Annotated in this window: 14 protein-coding genes and 1 pseudogene; 1 reads left to right on the top strand and 14 read right to left on the bottom strand. The window is 74.0% G+C overall.

What is annotated here, in order from left to right; translation table 11 throughout:
• Window positions 1–82: 82 nt before the first annotated feature.
• The 3 genes from pyrH to rpsB form a co-directional block, all read right to left on the bottom strand.
• Window positions 83–847: a UMP kinase gene (gene pyrH, locus ACFCX4_RS08790; RefSeq protein ID WP_376139921.1), complete on the bottom strand. Its 765-nt coding sequence runs from the start codon at window positions 845–847 to the stop codon at window positions 83–85.
• 261 nt (window positions 848–1,108) lie between these two features.
• The gene (tsf, locus tag ACFCX4_RS08785) at window positions 1,109–1,948 is read right to left on the bottom strand and encodes a translation elongation factor Ts (protein WP_376139920.1); all 840 of its coding nucleotides are present in this window, start codon (window positions 1,946–1,948) and stop codon (window positions 1,109–1,111) included.
• Window positions 1,949–2,077: 129 nt separating this feature from the next.
• Window positions 2,078–2,983: a 30S ribosomal protein S2 gene (gene rpsB, locus ACFCX4_RS08780; protein WP_376139919.1), complete on the bottom strand. Its 906-nt coding sequence runs from the start codon at window positions 2,981–2,983 to the stop codon at window positions 2,078–2,080.
• Window positions 2,984–3,497: 514 nt separating this feature from the next.
• Here rpsB and ACFCX4_RS08775 point away from each other — a divergent pair.
• Window positions 3,498–4,130 (top strand): annotated as a pseudogene (locus ACFCX4_RS08775) (peptidoglycan DD-metalloendopeptidase family protein); the annotation flags it as partial.
• A gap of 178 nt (window positions 4,131–4,308) precedes the next feature.
• Here ACFCX4_RS08775 and ACFCX4_RS08770 read toward each other — a convergent pair.
• The 11 genes from ACFCX4_RS08770 to lepB (ACFCX4_RS08720) all read right to left on the bottom strand — a co-directional run bounded on the left by ACFCX4_RS08770 (window position 4,309) and on the right by lepB (ACFCX4_RS08720) (window position 15,311).
• On the bottom strand, window positions 4,309–4,881 hold the full coding sequence (locus ACFCX4_RS08770) for a TetR/AcrR family transcriptional regulator (RefSeq protein WP_376139941.1): 573 nt from the start codon (window positions 4,879–4,881) through the stop codon (window positions 4,309–4,311).
• A gap of 268 nt (window positions 4,882–5,149) precedes the next feature.
• Complete coding sequence (whiG, locus tag ACFCX4_RS08765) at window positions 5,150–6,055, bottom strand: RNA polymerase sigma factor WhiG (protein ID WP_376139918.1); 906 nt, start codon at window positions 6,053–6,055, stop codon at window positions 5,150–5,152.
• A 402-nt stretch (window positions 6,056–6,457) separates the two neighbouring features.
• Complete coding sequence (dprA, locus tag ACFCX4_RS08760) at window positions 6,458–7,738, bottom strand: DNA-processing protein DprA (RefSeq protein ID WP_376139917.1); 1,281 nt, start codon at window positions 7,736–7,738, stop codon at window positions 6,458–6,460.
• Window positions 7,735–9,546 (bottom strand): YifB family Mg chelatase-like AAA ATPase, encoded by a 1,812-nt coding sequence (locus tag ACFCX4_RS08755; protein WP_376139916.1) that lies wholly within the window; start codon window positions 9,544–9,546, stop codon window positions 7,735–7,737. The genes dprA and ACFCX4_RS08755 overlap by 4 nt, the downstream gene beginning before the upstream one ends.
• 1 nt (window position 9,547) lies before the next feature.
• The gene (locus tag ACFCX4_RS08750; protein WP_376139940.1) at window positions 9,548–9,934 is read right to left on the bottom strand and encodes a YraN family protein; all 387 of its coding nucleotides are present in this window, start codon (window positions 9,932–9,934) and stop codon (window positions 9,548–9,550) included.
• A gap of 333 nt (window positions 9,935–10,267) precedes the next feature.
• Window positions 10,268–10,594, bottom strand: coding sequence for a DUF2469 domain-containing protein (locus ACFCX4_RS08745; RefSeq protein WP_030056781.1), 327 nt, complete (start codon window positions 10,592–10,594; stop codon window positions 10,268–10,270).
• A gap of 55 nt (window positions 10,595–10,649) precedes the next feature.
• A complete protein-coding gene (locus ACFCX4_RS08740) occupies window positions 10,650–11,123 on the bottom strand; it encodes an NUDIX hydrolase (RefSeq protein ID WP_376139915.1) in 474 nt (157 codons plus the stop codon).
• A 118-nt stretch (window positions 11,124–11,241) separates the two neighbouring features.
• Window positions 11,242–11,991 (bottom strand): signal peptidase I, encoded by a 750-nt coding sequence (lepB, locus tag ACFCX4_RS08735; RefSeq protein WP_376139914.1) that lies wholly within the window; start codon window positions 11,989–11,991, stop codon window positions 11,242–11,244.
• A gap of 148 nt (window positions 11,992–12,139) precedes the next feature.
• Window positions 12,140–13,144 carry a signal peptidase I gene (gene lepB, locus ACFCX4_RS08730; protein WP_376139913.1) on the bottom strand — a complete coding sequence of 335 codons (1,005 nt, stop codon included), beginning with the start codon at window positions 13,142–13,144 and terminating at the stop codon, window positions 12,140–12,142.
• 186 nt (window positions 13,145–13,330) lie between these two features.
• Window positions 13,331–14,374: a signal peptidase I gene (gene lepB / locus ACFCX4_RS08725; RefSeq protein WP_376139912.1), complete on the bottom strand. Its 1,044-nt coding sequence runs from the start codon at window positions 14,372–14,374 to the stop codon at window positions 13,331–13,333.
• A 112-nt stretch (window positions 14,375–14,486) separates the two neighbouring features.
• The gene (lepB, locus tag ACFCX4_RS08720; protein WP_376139911.1) at window positions 14,487–15,311 is read right to left on the bottom strand and encodes a signal peptidase I; all 825 of its coding nucleotides are present in this window, start codon (window positions 15,309–15,311) and stop codon (window positions 14,487–14,489) included.
• Between the last annotated feature and the right edge of the window lie 138 nt (window positions 15,312–15,449).

The following is a 15,449-nucleotide window of genomic DNA, read 5'->3' as shown; positions in this document are numbered from 1 at the left end:
CCGGTTCATCTGCTGTTGTCCCGACCGGTGTCGGCGGCGGGGCCCAGGGGCGGCGGCGCCGTCCGGTGCGGCTGGTTGCTGCTCAGGCCCGGACAGAATCCTGGCTGATGAGTGTGCCGATCTTCTCACTCTTCACCGCACGCGCGATATTGCCCTCCGCCAGCAGCTCGAAGACCAGCATCGGGAGGTTGTTGTCCTTGCACAGCGTGATCGCGGTGAGGTCGGCGACCTTGAGGTCGCGCGCGATGACCTCGGAGTACTCCAGCGCATCGAACTTGACCGCGTCCGGGTTGGTCCGGGGGTCGGAGTCGTAGACGCCGTCCACACCGTTCTTGCCCATCAGCAGGACGTCGGCGTGGATCTCCAGCGCCCGCTGGACGGCCGTGGTGTCGGTGGAGAAGTACGGCATGCCCATACCGGCGCCGAAGATCACCACACGGCCCTTCTCCAGGTGCCGGACGGCGCGCAGCGGCAGGTACGGCTCGGCGACCTGGCCCATCGTGATGGCGGTCTGGACCCGGGTCTCGATGCCCTCCTTGACCAGGAAGTCCTGGAGCGCGAGGCAGTTCATGACCGTGCCGAGCATGCCCATGTAGTCCGAGCGGGCCCGGTCCATGCCGCGGACCTGGAGTTCGGCACCGCGGAAGAAGTTGCCGCCGCCGATCACCACGGCGACCTCGGTACCCGCGCGGACGACCGTGGCGATCTCGCGGGCGATCGCGTGCACGACGTCCGGATCGACGCCGAGCCCGCCGCCGCCGGCGAAGGCCTCACCGGACAGCTTCAGCAGCACCCGACGACGCGTGCCGCCCCGGGTGTCCTGCGCGGTCTCCTGCGTCTCCTGCATGGACTTCTCCTTCTACACCTACTGGTTCACAGGCGCGGGTGTGCGGATGCCCGGCCTGCGCGTACACGCGAGGAGGCCACTGCCGCGGGAACCGGTTCGGTGTCCTGCACGGCAATGGCCTCCTCGTCGTTCATGCTGCCGACGCGGCTCGCCCATGGACGGATGGCGCTGGGTGAGCCCGTACGGCGCGTTCCCCACGGCCCTGGTCAGCGGGCGGGGACGGTTCCCAGCCTACGGCCGGGAGCCCGGGTGGAACGTGGCTCAGGCGCCGACGCGGAAGCGGGCGAAGCGCTTGAGGGCGACGCCGTTCTCCTCAAGGACCTTGGCGACGGTCTTCTTGTTGTCCTTCGCGAAGGCCTGCTCCAGGACGGAGTGCTCCTTCACGAAGCCCGTGACGCGGCCCTCGACGATCTTCGGCAGCGCGGCCTCCGGCTTGCCCTCCTCGCGGGCGGTGGCCTCGGCGACGCGGCGCTCGTTCTCAAGGTCCTCGGCCGGGATGTCCTCGCGGGACAGGTACTTCGGGGCGAAGGCGGCGATGTGCTGCGCGACGTCCTTGGCGACCTCGGCGTTCTCCTTGTCCAGCTCGACCAGGACGCCGACGGCCGGCGGCAGGTCGGGGCTGGTCTTGTGGAGGTAGACCGCGACGAAGCCGTCACCGTCGAACTGGGCGAAACGACGGAAGACGATCTTCTCGCCCAGGGTCGCGTTGGCCTCGTCGACGAACTGCTGGACGGTCTTGCCGGACTCGATCTCGGAAGCCAGGGCGGCGTCCAGGTCGGCCGGGGCGCTCTTGGCGACGTGCGCGGCGATCGCGTCGGCGACCTTGACGAAGTTGTCACCCTTGGCGACGAAGTCGGTCTCGCAGTTCAGCTCGACCAGGACGCCGGACTTCTTGTCCTCGGCGATCAGCGCGGCGACGGCGCCGTTGGAGGCGTCACGGCCCTCGCGCTTGGCGACGCCCTTCTGGCCCTTGATGCGAAGGAGCTCGACGGCCTTCTCGACGTTGCCCTCGGCCTCGTCCAGGGCCTTCTTGCAGTCCATCATGCCGGCGCCGGTGAGCTCACGGAGCTTCTTGACGTCCGCGGCGGTGAAGTTCGCCATGGTGTGAATCTCTTCTCGCGTCTCGCGTGTCTGCGTGGGGTAGCACCGGGGCCGATGGTTCGGCCCCGGCACGGGAGAGAGGGGCACCGACCGGTGTCGTACCGGCGGGTGCCCCTCACCCTTGGTACGTCAGGCCTGCTCGGCCGGAGCCTCGGCAGCGGGCGCCTCGGCGGCGGGGGCCTCGGCGACCGGAGCCTCGGCAGCGGGGGCCTCGGCGGCGGCGGGGGCCTCGGCGGCGGCGGGGGCCTCCTCGGCCTTCTTCTCGCCCTCCAGGAGGTCCTTCTCCCAGTCGGCCAGCGGCTGGTCGGCACCCGGCTCGGCCTTGACGTCGCCCTTGGCGACACCGGCGCGGGACTTCAGGCCCTCGGCGACGGCGTCGGCGATCACACGGGTCAGCAGGGTGACGGAGCGGATCGCGTCGTCGTTGCCCGGGATCTTGTAGTCGACCTCGTCGGGGTCACAGTTGGTGTCGAGGATGGCGACGACCGGGATGTTGAGCTTCCGGGCCTCGCCGACCGCGATGTGCTCCTTCTTGGTGTCCACGATCCAGACGGCGCTGGGAACGCGCTGCATGTCGCGGATACCGCCGAGGGTCTTCTCCAGCTTGTCGTGCTCGCGCTGGAGGACCAGGAGCTCCTTCTTGGTGAGGCCGGAGCCGGCCACGTCCGAGAAGTCCAGCTCGCCGAGCTCCTTGAGGCGCTGCAGGCGCTTGTAGACGGTCGAGAAGTTGGTCAGCATGCCGCCGAGCCAGCGCTGGTTCACGTAGGGCATGCCCACGCGGGTGGCCTGCTCGGCGATGGCCTCCTGGGCCTGCTTCTTCGTGCCGACGAAGAGGACGCTGCCGCCGTGGGCAACGGTCTCCTTGATGAACTCGAAGGCGCGGTCGATGTAGTTCAGCGACTGCAGGAGGTCGATGATGTAGATGCCGTTGCGCTCGGTGATGATGAAGCGCTTCATCTTCGGGTTCCAGCGGCGGGTCTGGTGACCGAAGTGGACGCCGCTCTCCAGCAGCTCCCGCATCGTGACGACGGCCATGGCCGTGCTCCTCAGGTGTTACGCCCGGCTCCTGCGCAACGGCGTCGCGGTCGGCGCGCGGTGGCGCCCCCGCTCGGCGCGTGCGAACGGCCGGGTCAGGCTCGGTTTGTCCGTGGCGGCCAGGTGACAGCCACGCCTGACGCCCCGAACGTGCCGAGCCGCTTCCACCCGGTGGTCCGGAGACCGGCCGGGCTCGGCGGACCGAGCGGCACTCGCACCTGGCGGAGGTGGCGGCTGAGCCGCTTCCGTCCACCGGTGGCGGGGCGTGCGAAGTCGACCCGGCGGACCGGGTCGCGTGTGAAGTGTACGGGAAGCGCCGAGCACCGGGCGACTCGGCAGAAAGCGGACGGCCGGGGACGGGCCTGGTCCGGGGCGCCGGACGGCCCTGTTGTGCCCCCGTCCATCCCTCGGGATACACCCGTTGGAGCGACGGTCACCGTCCACAGGGACGGGTTGTCCACAGGAATCGGGAGGTGGGTGGCAGGCACGGGGCGCCCCGGGGAGCCTCGGCGGCATGACTGCTGTCGTGGAGGTCCCGGCCGGACAGGGCGCAGCCGGCGCCGGCTGCGGTGGTCGCCGGGGTCGCGGTGCTTGCCGTGGCCGCGGTGCTCGCCGGGGCGGGCACCGTCGGCGGGTGCGGTGGTACCTGCTGCTGTTCCTGTCGGTGGTGCCGGCGCTGCCGGTGCTGCCGGGCACGCCTACGGCGGCGGCCTGGTGGCCCGGGGCGTCCGGGCACGCGGCGGGGGCCGGTGGGGTGGGGGACGGCGATGGTGCCGCCGGCGGTTTCGCCGGCGCCGGGGCCGGGCGGGCGTGGCCGGTGGACGGCCCCGGCGGCGGGCCGGGTCGCGTGGTCCACCGCTTCGAGGCGCCGGCGCGGCCCTGGGCCGCTGGGCACCGGGGCGTCGACCTGGCCGCCGCCCCCGGGGCCGAGGTCCGGGCCGCGGCACCGGGGGTGGTGACGTTCGCCGGGCCGGTGGCCGGGCGCCCGGTGGTCACGGTCACCCACCGGACGGCGGGCGCCGCCGCGGATCCCACCGCTCCCCCGCTGCGGACCACCTACCTGCCGGTGGACGGCGCCCCACCGGTGGGCACCCCGGTGGCGGCGGGCCGGCCGATCGGGCGGCTCGCCGCCACCGGGAGCGGCCACTGCGTCGAGGGGTCCTGTCTGCACTGGGGGCTGCTGCGCGGGCGGCGCTACCTCGATCCGCCCGCCCTGCTCGGCGCGGGCCGGGCCCGGCTGCTGCCGCTGGACGTCGTCCCCGGGGAACCCCTGGCGACGGCGCCGGTGCCGGATCCGGCACCCGCCGTGGCCTCCGGGCGGAGGATCAGCTCGGGCCGAGGCCGTGCAGGGCCAGGGCGACGGCGGCGTCCGCGATCACCTCGGGGCTCTCGGCCCGGCCACCGGCGGCGCGCTGCTCCGACTGCCGCACGGCCGCCTCGACGATGCCCTGGAGCAGCGCGGCGGCCAGTCGGGGCTGCTCGTGACCGAGATCCTCCAGCGCCTGGACCACCAGCCCCACCAGCGTCCCGTGCGCGGCGCGGATGCGCTCCCGGGCCGCGTCGTCCAGTTCCAGCGCGGAGATCGCCGCGACCGCCCGGTGCCGCGGGTCGCCGGCCAGCGCGAGCTGGCCCCGGACGTACGCCTCGATCCGCTCGGCGGCAGTGTCCCGGCTCGCCATGCCGGCCTCGATCTCGGCGGCCCAGAGCGGGAAGTCGACCTCGCAGAGCGCCTCGACCACCGCTGCCCGGGAACGGAAGTACTCGTACACCGAGGACCGCGCGAGACCCGTCCGCGCCGCGAGCGCGGGGAAGGTCAGGCCCTCCATGCCTCCCTCGGTGAGGAGACTGCGGGCAGCGTCGAGGAGGGCTGCCCGCTGCATCTGACGGTGCTCGGCCACACTGGCTGCTCGGATCTTCGGCACGCCCTCCACTGTACGGAGCCCTACATCCCACCGGTACGGTGCCGCGCACCCGGAGGATGCGGAGGGACGCGTACCGGGGCAGGGGGCGCGGGCGGGCCGGAGGGCACGGACCGGGCGCACGCGGCGCACCCGACCGGACGGCGCGGCTCCCCGGCGACCGGACGGCGCAGCGTCCCGGGCTCCCTGTTTCCCGGGCTCGTGGCTCACGGGCTCGTGGCTCACAGGCCGCCCGGTGAACCGGTGGCTACCGGATGTCCGACAGCTTGGCGCGCAGCTGGAGCACCGACTTGGTGTGGATCTGGCTGACCCGGCTCTCGGTCACCCCGAGCACCTGGCCGATCTCGGCGAGGGTCAGCCCCTCGTAGTAGTAGAGCGTCACCACGGTCTTCTCCCGCTCGGGGAGCGTGTTCACGGCCTGTGCCAGCAGCCGGCGCAGCTCACGGTCCTCGGCCACCTCGACCGGGTCGTCCGCGCCGTGGTCCTCCAGGGTGTCCATCAGGCTCGGCCGGTCGCCGCCCTCGCCGACCGGGTGGAGCAGTTCGTCCAGCGCCACCACGTTGGCGAGCGAGAGCTGGCTGAAGATGGCGTGCAGGTCCTCGATGGCGATGCCCATCTCGGCCGCCACCTCGGGCTCGTTGGGCGTGCGCCGCAGCCGGGCCTCCAGCGTCGCGTACGTCCGCTCGACCGCCTTCGCCTTCTGCCGCACCGAGCGCGGGATCCAGTCCAGCGCCCGCAGCTCGTCGATGATCGCGCCACGGATCCGGCTGATCGCGTAGGTCTCGAACTTGATGGCGCGGCCGATGTCGAACTTCTCGATCGCGTCGATCAGCCCGAAGACCCCGGAGGAGACGAAGTCGGCCTGCTCGACGTTGGACGGCAGACCGACCCCGACCCGGCCCGCCACGTACTTGACGAGCGGCGAGTAGTGCAGGATCAGCTGCTCCCGCAGCCGCTGGTCGGCCGTCTCCTTGTAGGCGCGCCACAGCTCTTCGAGCGCCGTGCGCTCCCGGCCGTCCGCCTCCCGGCGGGGGGCCGGCGCCTCGGCGGGCACGGGGGCGGCCGTGTCGGCGGAAGCACCGGGAGCGTCCGGCCGGCCGTCGTGCGCCCCGGTGTGCGCCGTTCGGCCGCCCTGCCGTGCGAGGGCCCCCATCCCGCCCCCCGCCTTGGACGGGATCTCGGTCACGGTGCGCCGCTCGGTGCGCGGCCCTCCCGAGGACCGGGCGCCACCGGTCACTCGGTGTCCGGGAATGTGTGTGGGCATACGTTGGTCTGCGCCGTTCTGCCGAGTCATGTGCTGATAGGGAAGGCATGGCGAGCGTAGCGTGACCGACTCGCTGCGCAGTGCTACCGCCACTCGGTCGTCCCTCGATCCGGTGGCGTTCGTGTCGCCGCCACCGGGCACCGGGACCGGACGGGCCGGACGGCGGGCCCGCACCGTCGGCCCGGCCCGAACCGCCCGTCAACTCCGGCCGCGTGTCCCGCTCGTTCGTGTGATCGCGCACGAGGACGCCCGCACCGTCGACCGAACGCCCCCGGCCGTCCGGCCCCGCCGTCACCTCCTCCGCACCAGGCGCCAGTGGGCACCGTGCCGCTCGACGTGGCCGAGCGAACCCAGCTCGTAGAGCCGCTGCAGCACCTCGTCCGGCGGCAGCCCCGACTGCCGGGCAAGCCGCTCCACCGGCGCGCCGTCCGGGGTGGCGGGCACGGCCTCCAGGACCCGGGCCGCCGCCGGCTCCAGGAGGTCCCTGGGCAGCACCGGCCCGCTGCGCTCCGGCGCTAGGTCGTCGCCGATCGAACCGATCAGCTCGGCGATCTCGGCGGCGTCGGTGACCACGGTCGCACCGCCGCGGATCAGCACGTGCACCCCGGCCGACAGCTCCGAGGTCACCGGACCGGGCACCCCCATGGTGTGCCGGTTGAGGTCGCGGGCGCGTCTGGCGGTGCTCAGCGCCCCGCTGCGCAGCGCCGCCTCGACCACCACGGTGCCCCGGGTCAGTGCCGCGATCACCCGGTTGCGCAGCACGAACCGGAAGCGCGTCGGGTGCTCCCCCGGCGGGAGTTCGCTCACCAGCAGCCCCTGCCCGGCGATCCGGCGGATCAGCCCGGTGTTGCCCCTCGGGTAGGCGACGTCCACCCCGCAGGCGAGGACGCCGACGGTCGGGCCGCCGACCGCCAGCGCGCCCCGGTGGGCGGCTGCGTCGATGCCGTAGGCACCGCCGGAGACGACCACCCAGCCGCGTTCGGCGAGCTGCGCGGCGAGGTCCCCGGCGACGTGCGCGCCGTACGCGGTGCACGCCCGGGCGCCGACCACCGCGACCGAGCGCAGGGCCAGGAGCCGCAGCGAGCCGGTGCCGAGCACCCAGAGGCCCGTGGGCCTGCCGGCCCCGAGGTCGTCAAGCTGACTGGGCCACTCGGCGTCGCCCGGAATGATGAAGCGTCCACCGGCCGCCCGTACCCGCTCCAGGTCCGCGACCGGGTCGAGTCCGGTCATCCGGGCCCGGTAGGCCGCCAGCCGGGCGTCGTCCGGGCCCGGCGGGCCGGGTGCCGTGCCGTCCCGGATCGCCCGGACGACACCGAGGGCGTCGCTGCCGGCGAGCCAGCGGCCGAGCTGGACGTCCCCGGGTTCGCCGAGCCGGCTGAGTGCGGCCCGGGCCAGCCGCTCGGGCTCGGGATCCTCCGGCCGCGGCCGGGTCGGTGGCCCGGGTGCGGCGCCGGGCGGGGCGCCGGGCTCCGGTCCCGGCAGGCCGGCCGGCTCGGAGGTGCTCTCCGGTCCGGGCGCGCTCCCGGCCGCGGCGGGCGGGCTCTGTCGTGGGTCCTTCGCGGTGCGGTTCACGAGCCGCCCTCCTCGGGCTCCGGCTGCGGGCCGGCGGTGCGGCGGACGGATCGGGAGCGGGCCGGGCGCCGTTCGGCCCGCTCACCGGGCCGCGCCGCGGGCGGGACTCCGGTGGGGAGGTCCGGCGGGACCTCGGGCGGCGCGTCGGACGGGGCGACGGGGGGAACGTCCGGCCGGTCCCGGGAGAGTTCCTGCCGATTGAGGAAGCGCGGTGTCCGCGGCAGTCCCTGCTCCACGCCCGTGCGCAGGACGAGGGCGGTGCGGACGTCGCTCTGCTCGGGGCGGTCGCGGCCCGCCAGGTCGGCGACCGTCCAGGCGACCCGCAGCACCCGGTCCAGGCCGCGGGCGGTGAGCAGACCCCGCTCCAGCTGGCGCGCGGCGTCGGTCAGCGCGTCCGGTCCCAGCTGCCAGCGGGTCCGCAGCTCGTGGCCGGGCACCTCGGCGTTGGTCCGCCACGGTGTGCCGTCCAGCCGGGCCGCCGCACGCTCGCGGGCCGCCAGCACCCGCGCCGCGACGATCCCGGTGGTCTCCGCCGAGGCGTCGCGCTCCATCAGCTCGACCCTGGTCACCGGGGCGACCTGGACCTGGAGGTCGACCCGGTCGAGCAGCGGCCCGGAGAGCCGCCCCTGGTACCGGCTGACCATGGTGGGTGTGCACTCGCACCCCTCGCCCCGCCGCGAGTGGCGCCCGCACGGACAGGGGTTGGCGGCCAGGCAGAGCAGGAACCTGGCCGGCAGCCGGAGCGATCCGGCCGACCGGGCGATCATCACCTCGCCGGACTCCAGCGGCTGGCGCAGCGCGTCGAGCACCCGGACCGGGAACTCGGGCGCCTCGTCGAGGAACAGGACGCCCCGGTGGGCCAGCGAGACCGCACCCGGTCTCGGCAGGCCGCTGCCGCCGCCGATGATCGCGGGCATGGTGGTCGAGTGGTGCGGGGCGCAGTAGGGCGCGCGGTCGATCAGCGGCCGCCCGGCCGGGAGCAGCCCCGCGACCGAGTGGACGGCCGTGACCTCCAGGGCCTCCTTCTGGGTCAGCGGCGGGAGCAGCGACGGCAGCCGCTCCGCCAGCATCGTCTTGCCCGCGCCCGGCGGCCCCTTGAGGTAGAGGTGGTGACCGCCGGCGGCGGCGATCTCCAGTGCCCTGCGGGCCTCGTACTGGCCGGCCACGTCGGCGAGGTCCAGCCGGGCGGCCGCGTCGTCGGGCAGGCCGCGCACCCCCGCGCTGGGGAGCATCAGACCCGCCATCAGGGGGTCGGGGTGACCGCCGGGCCGATCGGCGGGCTCCTCCGGTTCGGGGGCTCCGGTGAGCAGGGCGATCAGCTGACGCAGGCTCCGCACGCCGAGGACCGTCACCCCGGGTACCAGCTCCGCCTCGGCGGCGGTCTGGTCGGCGACCACGACGCGCCGGTAGCCCGCGTCGGCGGCGGCCAGCACCGAGGGGAGCACCCCGCGGACCGGGCGCACCCGCCCGTCCAGCCCGAGCTCCCCGATGAGCAGCAGGTCGGCGATCGCGGAGGGGTCGAGCCGCTCGGCGGCGGCCAGCACCGCACACGCCACGGCGAGGTCGAAGCCGCTGCCGCTCTTGGGCACCGAGGCCGGGCTCAGCCCGACCGTCAGCTTCCGCTGCGGCCAGGCCTCTCCGCTGTTCACGACGGCCGCGCGCACCCGGTCGCGGGCCTCGGAGAGTGCCTTGTCGGGCAGGCCGACCAGGGTGAACGCCGCCACCCCGGGCTCCAGATCGGCCTGGACCTCGACGATCACCCCGTCGACGCCGACCAGCGCCACCGAACACGTCCGGGCGAAGGCCATCTCAGACCACCCCCCGCAGGTGGTCGACCGAGGCGGCGCCGCGGGACCGGTTGATGACGGCGACCAGGTCGATCCGGACGCCGCCGGGCGGCACCGGTACCCAGGGCGGTTCGGCGGTCCCGGGCCGGTACCCGGGACCGGCCAGCCGGGCGAAGTGCCCGGGCCAGCGCTCGGCCATCCAGCGTTCGGCCAGGCGGCGCAACCGGTCGGCCTTGGCCGCGTCGATGGCCTCGGTGGGCTGCTGGAAACCCCGTTCGGAACGGGTCTTGACCTCGCAGACCGCCAGGGTGTCGCCGTCCAGGGCCACGATGTCCAGCTCGCCCTCGACGCACCGCCAGTTGCGGTCGAGGATGCGCAGCCCGTCCTCGACGAGCCTGCGGGCGGCCACCTGCTCGCCATAGCGGCCGAGGCCGGTGTTGCCGAGCCGCTCCGCTCCGGGCGCGGCCGAAGGGGGCGGGCCGCCCGCCGGGGCCCGCGTCGTCCTCCGGCGCGGCTGCCCGCTCTTCCGGGCCTTCGCGGTCTGCTTGCGCGTGGCGCGCTCGATGTCCTGCACGGTGACCACCTCCGACGGGGAGGCTGCCGTGCGGCCCGGGAACGGACCACGGGGTTCATTTTTCCTGTGGACAACCCGGGCCTGTGGATAACTCCTGTCACCCGCGGGAGTGATTATCCCGGAATACCCGAAATTCCCCTGGACATCCGGGGACCGGGCGGTCCACCGTCAGTTCCCGAAGCCGGACTCGTCCGAGGGCAGCTCCAGGTCGCTCTTCGCGAGTTCCTCGATGTTCACGTCCTTGAAGGTCAGCACCCGGACCTTGCGGACGAACCGGGCCGGCCGGTACATGTCCCAGACCCACGCATCCGCCATCGACACCTCGAAGAACACCTCGCCCTGCACCGAGTGCACCTGCAGCTCGTAGTCATTGGTGAGGTAGAACCGTCGCTCGGTCTCGATCACGTACTTGAACAGGCCGACGACGTCCCGGTACTCCCGGTAGAGCTTGAGCTCCATCTCGGTCTCGTACTTCTCGAGATCTTCGGCACTCATCCAGGCGTCCCCTCAACTTGTCACGTCCACCCATTGTGGACCACCGCACTCACCCTCAGAGCCTTACCGGGGCGACCGGCGGCCCCTCGGTCAACAGCCGCTCCAGAAAGTCCACCAGTCCGGCCGGATGGACCGTCTCGGCGGTGGCCCGCAATTCCCCCACCGTCCACCAGCGGGCGGCGAGCAACTGAGCGTGTTCGTCCTCGCCCATACCCGAGTGGTCCAGCGCGGTCTCCGCGGTCCGGGCCACGTGGAACCACTGCTCCTGCTCGTAGCGCCGCCCCCGATAGGAGAACGAGGCCTTGCCGTACGCCACCACCGGTCCCAGTTCCACGCCGCACAACCCGGTCTCCTCCAGGAGCTCGCGCTCGGCGGCGTCCCGGACGTCCTCCCCCGGCTCCAAGCCGCCGCCGGGGGTGAACCACCAGGTGACGCCGGGCGTCGCCGGATCCGAGCCGTGGAAGAGCAGCAGCCGGTCCTGCCCGTCGAGCAGCAGGATCCGTGCCGCCCTGCGCCGCTGTGCCGCCATGGCGAGCCTCCACGCTCCCTCCGTCCGCCCCGGCCGTTCCCCCGATCCTGCCACCCGGCACGGTCGTCCGGGGCGAGGTTCGGCAGAGCGGTACCGCCGCGAACGGTGCCGGGCGCGGTCAGGTCCGGCGACGGCGCCGGCGCACCGCTCCCGCCACCCCGCCCACCGAGGCGGTCACGAGGATCGTCGCCGCTCCTGCGACGCTCGCCAGGAACGCGGGCTCCAGCGGTCCCGGGCCCGTCGCCCGGCCGCCGCCGACCACCTCAAACGCCGGGGTGCCGGCCAACAGACCCGCCCGGCCGAGCGGCAGCGCGGTCGCCTCGACCCGGGCCTCCACCTCGGTGGCCGGGACGGTCCCGCCGTCGGCCTCCAGGTGGACGCGGGAGTCCAGCGAGCCGAGCCGGTTGTCGCCGAGCAGGAACAGCCGGCCGGGCGGGACCTCCACGCTGAAGGCCGCTCCCTGCGCTCCCTGCACCGCGAGGTACGGCTCGTCCACCGCCGTGCCGTTCACGGTGAGTCGCTGTTCGCCCTCGCCGACCGCGACGGTGTCGCCGCCGATCGCGACCACGCGCTTGACCATGAGCCGGCCGCCCCAGGCCTGGTCACGGAAGACCACCACGTCGCCGCGCCGGACGTCGGCGCCGTCGGTCCGCCGGGCCAGGACGGTGTCCCCCGCCCGGAGGGTGGGCGACATCGAGGCGGTCGGGATGCTGTACGGCCGGTAGCCCACGGCGATCACCGCGAACCCGCCGACCAGCAGGACCAGCCCCAGGGCGAGCAGGGCGCCCTGGACCACGGCCCCGGGAGCGGGCCGGCGGCGGGCGGTGGCCGGCCGTTCGCCGGCCGTCCGTTGCGCGGCACTGCTCATCGACACCGTCCATCCCCTGACCGACCCGGAAACGCTCGCGGCGGCGTGCCGGGGCCACGGGCGGAAAACCCGGCGGGCCGTGGCACGTCCGAGCAGATTACTCGTCGGTACCACGGCCCGCGCAAGACCCGGGAGCCTCCGGCCGGGGTCAGGACCGCCGGTCGCGGTCCTGCCGGTTCCGCAGCCTGCGGACCAGCGGGAGCAGGGCGACGGCGCCCACGGCACCGGCCGCGGCGGGCGCCGCCGGCAGGGCCGCCGCCAGCCCCTTCTGGTCGAAGGTGTCCGGGACCGGCAGCGTCGACCAGCGGTTGATCGGCCAGGCCACCACGAAGGCGCGCCCGATCACCTCGTCCACCGGAACGGTTCCGCCGCCCGGCTGGTCCATGTGGAAGCGCGAGTCGAGCGAGTCGGCGCGGTGGTCGCCCATCACCCAGATCTGGCCGTCCAGGATCTTCACCGGGCCGAACGGCTTCGTCCCGCACGGGGTGTTGCCGGGGTAGACGTAGGGCTCGTCGAGCGCGATCCCGTTGACCTTCACCGGGCCCTCGCCCTCGCACTCGACGGTGTCCCCGCCGACCGCGATGACGCGCTTGATGAGGTCCTTCTCGTTGTCGGAGGGCATCAGGCCGACGAAGCTCAGCACGTCCTGGACGCCGCGGACGAAGGAGTTGCTGCTCTCCTTGGTCGGCTCGTCGGCCAGCCAGCCGCCCGGGTCGTGGAACACCACGACCTCACCGCGCTCGGGCTCCGACCCGAACCACGGGGTGAGCTTGTCCACCAGGACCCGGTCACCCACCTGAAGCGTGTTCTGCATCGACTCCGACGGAATGGAGAACGCCTGGACGAAGAACGTCTTGATCACCAGCGCCAGCACCAGGGCGATGCCGATGAGGATCGGCAGCTCCTTCCAGAACGAGCGCTGCTTGCGCTCGGTCCGCACCGGCCGCTCCTCGACGCCGTCCGACGGCTCCGAGTCCTCCGGGTGGGGTCGCGGGGTGTCGCCCGTGCCGTCGCCGTGCTCGTCCGCGGACTGGGCCGCCGCATCCTCGGCCGAGGCCGAAGGCGTCGCGGTCTCCGCGGCCCGGGCCGCCCGGCCGCCGGAGCCCTCGGGCTCTCCGGCGCCTGAGCGGGCGCCGATCACCAAATCCCCCACAACGTCTCCTCCCTGCTGTGCGGACGCCAGTGCGTCCGCGCTCACAGTGCCGCACAGCGGGCACCACGTTCCACCACCGACCGCGACGGCCGTCGGAAAGAGCCCCGGACGGGGTCCGCCTGACGCCGGCACAGCCTTTCGGGGACGACCTGTCGACACCGACCGGCCCTACCCAGCACTTCTCTATCACTCCCGGGCATCCGGCTCGCGGTCCCACACGCGCGGTCGGGCCGCGCACCGGTCCGCCCGGGCCCACCGACGGTCCCGCCCCACCCGGCGGCCGACGAGCGGAAGGATGCCCAACACACCCATAACGAGCGGGGGTTCCTCAGGAACCGGCCCGCCACCCGCCGGGTTCGGCGCGGTCCCGGCGGCCGCCGGGACCCGTGCCACCGAGGAGAGTGAAACCGGCACATCGAGTTGATGGATCCGGCCGGGCGGCCAGGCGATCATGAACGCCCGTCCGACCACTCCACTCACCGGGATCGTGCCCTGCCCCGGATTTCCCATGTGGAAACGGGAGTCGGCGGAAACGTCCCGGTGGTCGCCCATCACCCAGAGCCGGTCCGGCGGCACCTTCACCTTGAACGGCTGCCGGGACGGCGGGTTGCCCGGCGCGAGGTAGGGCTCCTCCAGCGGCTTGCCGTTGAGGCTGACCCTGCCCTGCTCGTCGCAGCACTCGACGGTGTCCCCGCCCACTCCGATCACCCGCTTGATGAGGTCCTGCTCGCTGTCCGAGGGCAGCAGCCCGACGAAGGCCAGCACCTGCTTGGCGCCGCCCAGGAGCGGCCCGTCCGTGGACGGCCCGTGCTCCTTCTCCAGCCAGCCGCCCGGATCTTTGAACACCACGACCTCGCCGCGCTCCGGCACGGCGCCGAACCAGGGGGTGAACTTGTCCACCAGCACCCGGTCCCCGATCCGGATGGTCTGTTCCATCGACCCGGAGGGGATCACGAAGACCTGCACCATGAAGGTCTTCATCACCAGCGCCACGATCAGCGCCACCACCACGATCAGCGGGATCTCGCGCAGCCGGGAACGTCTGCGGCGGCGTGCCACCCGGCGGGCGGCACGTCGGCGCTCGGCGCGCCCGCGCGCGGGCGGGGCGGAGACGGCGTCCGGGTCCGCGTCCGCATCCGCCGTCCCGGAGCCGCTCCCGGCTCCCAAGCCCTCCGGCGAACCGGCCCCGTCCGCCGGTCCGAGCGGGTCCGCCGGTCCGAGCCCGTCCATCGATCCGGTCCGGGCCCCGGTCCCGGACGGACCGCCGTCCTCCGGACCTCCGGGGACCGGACCGGGACCAGCGCCGGCGGGAACCGCGGTCGGACGGTCGGCGACCCGGCCCCTACCTCTGGTCCCCATGGCCACCGGTCCCCCCTGCCCCGGCGAAGGCCGCCGGCCGGTCCAGGCCGGCCCAGTGCCCGACCGGGTAGACCACCCAGGCGGCCCGGCCGATCACCTTGGACTCGGGGACGAACCCGCCACCGGGCTCGCCGAGGTGGTCGCGGGAGTCCCGGGAGGCGCTGCGGTGGTCGCCCATGACCCAGAGCTTGCCGGCTGGCACCACCACGTCGAAGGCCACGCCGGACGGCTCGTCGCCCGGGTACAGATAGCCGGACTCGTCGATCGGTACGCCGTTGACGGTGAGCGGGCGGCCCGGCCCGGTGCTGGTGACCCGGTCGCCGCCGACACCGATGACCCGCTTCACGTAGACCGAGTCGCCGGCCGGGAGCAGCCCGACGTCCCGTCCGAAGGAGCGCAGCGAGGTCCGGAAACCGTCGGGCTCGAAGGGCTTGCGCAGAAAGGAACCCGTGCCGTCGAACACCACCACGTCACCGCGCTGCGGGTGACCGCCGAAGGCGTAGGACAGCTTGTTGACGATCAGGCGGTCGCCCGGGCGCAGGGTGTTCTCCATCGACCCGGAGGGGACCGAGAACGGACGCGCCACGAAGGCGTTCACCAGCAGCAGCACGAGCAGGCAGATCCCGGCGAGCAGCAGCAGCTCCCGCGAGCGCGAGCGCCCACCGGCCGTCTCCGCCCCTCCCGCGCCCTCCGGGTCGCCCGCGTCCTCCGGGGCGTCCGCGCTACCCGGGGCGTCCGCGCCCTCCGGGCGGTCGGCCTCGTCCGGCCCGTCCGCGCCCGCCGGCACGCCCAGGGCGCCCGTACCCATCCCCGTACCCGCATCCGCGCCCGCAGCCGCCCCGCCGCCACCGCCACCGGCGGCACCGCCACCGACCGCAACCTCGGCGGCCGGCGCGGAAACGACCGCGGACCGCGTCGGCGAACCCGCACCGGTGGGTGCGGGACG

Source organism: Kitasatospora sp. NPDC056327, from assembly GCF_042261735.1.
GTDB lineage: Bacteria > Actinomycetota > Actinomycetes > Streptomycetales > Streptomycetaceae > Kitasatospora.
Note: the sequence above shows the minus strand (reverse complement) of the source record. Positions and strands in the feature narration are given on the sequence as shown.

Bases quoted from the DNA above. Each gene is read 5' to 3' on its own strand.
- ACFCX4_RS08745 (WP_030056781.1), bottom strand. From the start codon at position 10,594: ATGAGTGCCGAAGATCTCGAGAAGTACGAGACCGAGATGGAGCTCAAG.
- lepB (WP_376139912.1), bottom strand. From the start codon at position 14,374: ATGGACGGGCTCGGACCGGCGGACCCGCTCGGACCGGCGGACGGGGCC.
- whiG (WP_376139918.1), bottom strand. From the start codon at position 6,055: ATGGGGGCCCTCGCACGGCAGGGCGGCCGAACGGCGCACACCGGGGCG.
- ACFCX4_RS08755 (WP_376139916.1), bottom strand. From the start codon at position 9,546: ATGGCCTTCGCCCGGACGTGTTCGGTGGCGCTGGTCGGCGTCGACGGG.
- lepB (WP_376139914.1), bottom strand. From the start codon at position 11,991: ATGAGCAGTGCCGCGCAACGGACGGCCGGCGAACGGCCGGCCACCGCC.
- ACFCX4_RS08740 (WP_376139915.1), bottom strand. From the start codon at position 11,123: ATGGCGGCACAGCGGCGCAGGGCGGCACGGATCCTGCTGCTCGACGGG.
- pyrH (WP_376139921.1), bottom strand. From the start codon at position 847: ATGCAGGAGACGCAGGAGACCGCGCAGGACACCCGGGGCGGCACGCGT.
- lepB (WP_376139911.1), bottom strand. From the start codon at position 15,311: ATGGGTACGGGCGCCCTGGGCGTGCCGGCGGGCGCGGACGGGCCGGAC.
- tsf (WP_376139920.1), bottom strand. From the start codon at position 1,948: ATGGCGAACTTCACCGCCGCGGACGTCAAGAAGCTCCGTGAGCTCACC.
- rpsB (WP_376139919.1), bottom strand. From the start codon at position 2,983: ATGGCCGTCGTCACGATGCGGGAGCTGCTGGAGAGCGGCGTCCACTTC.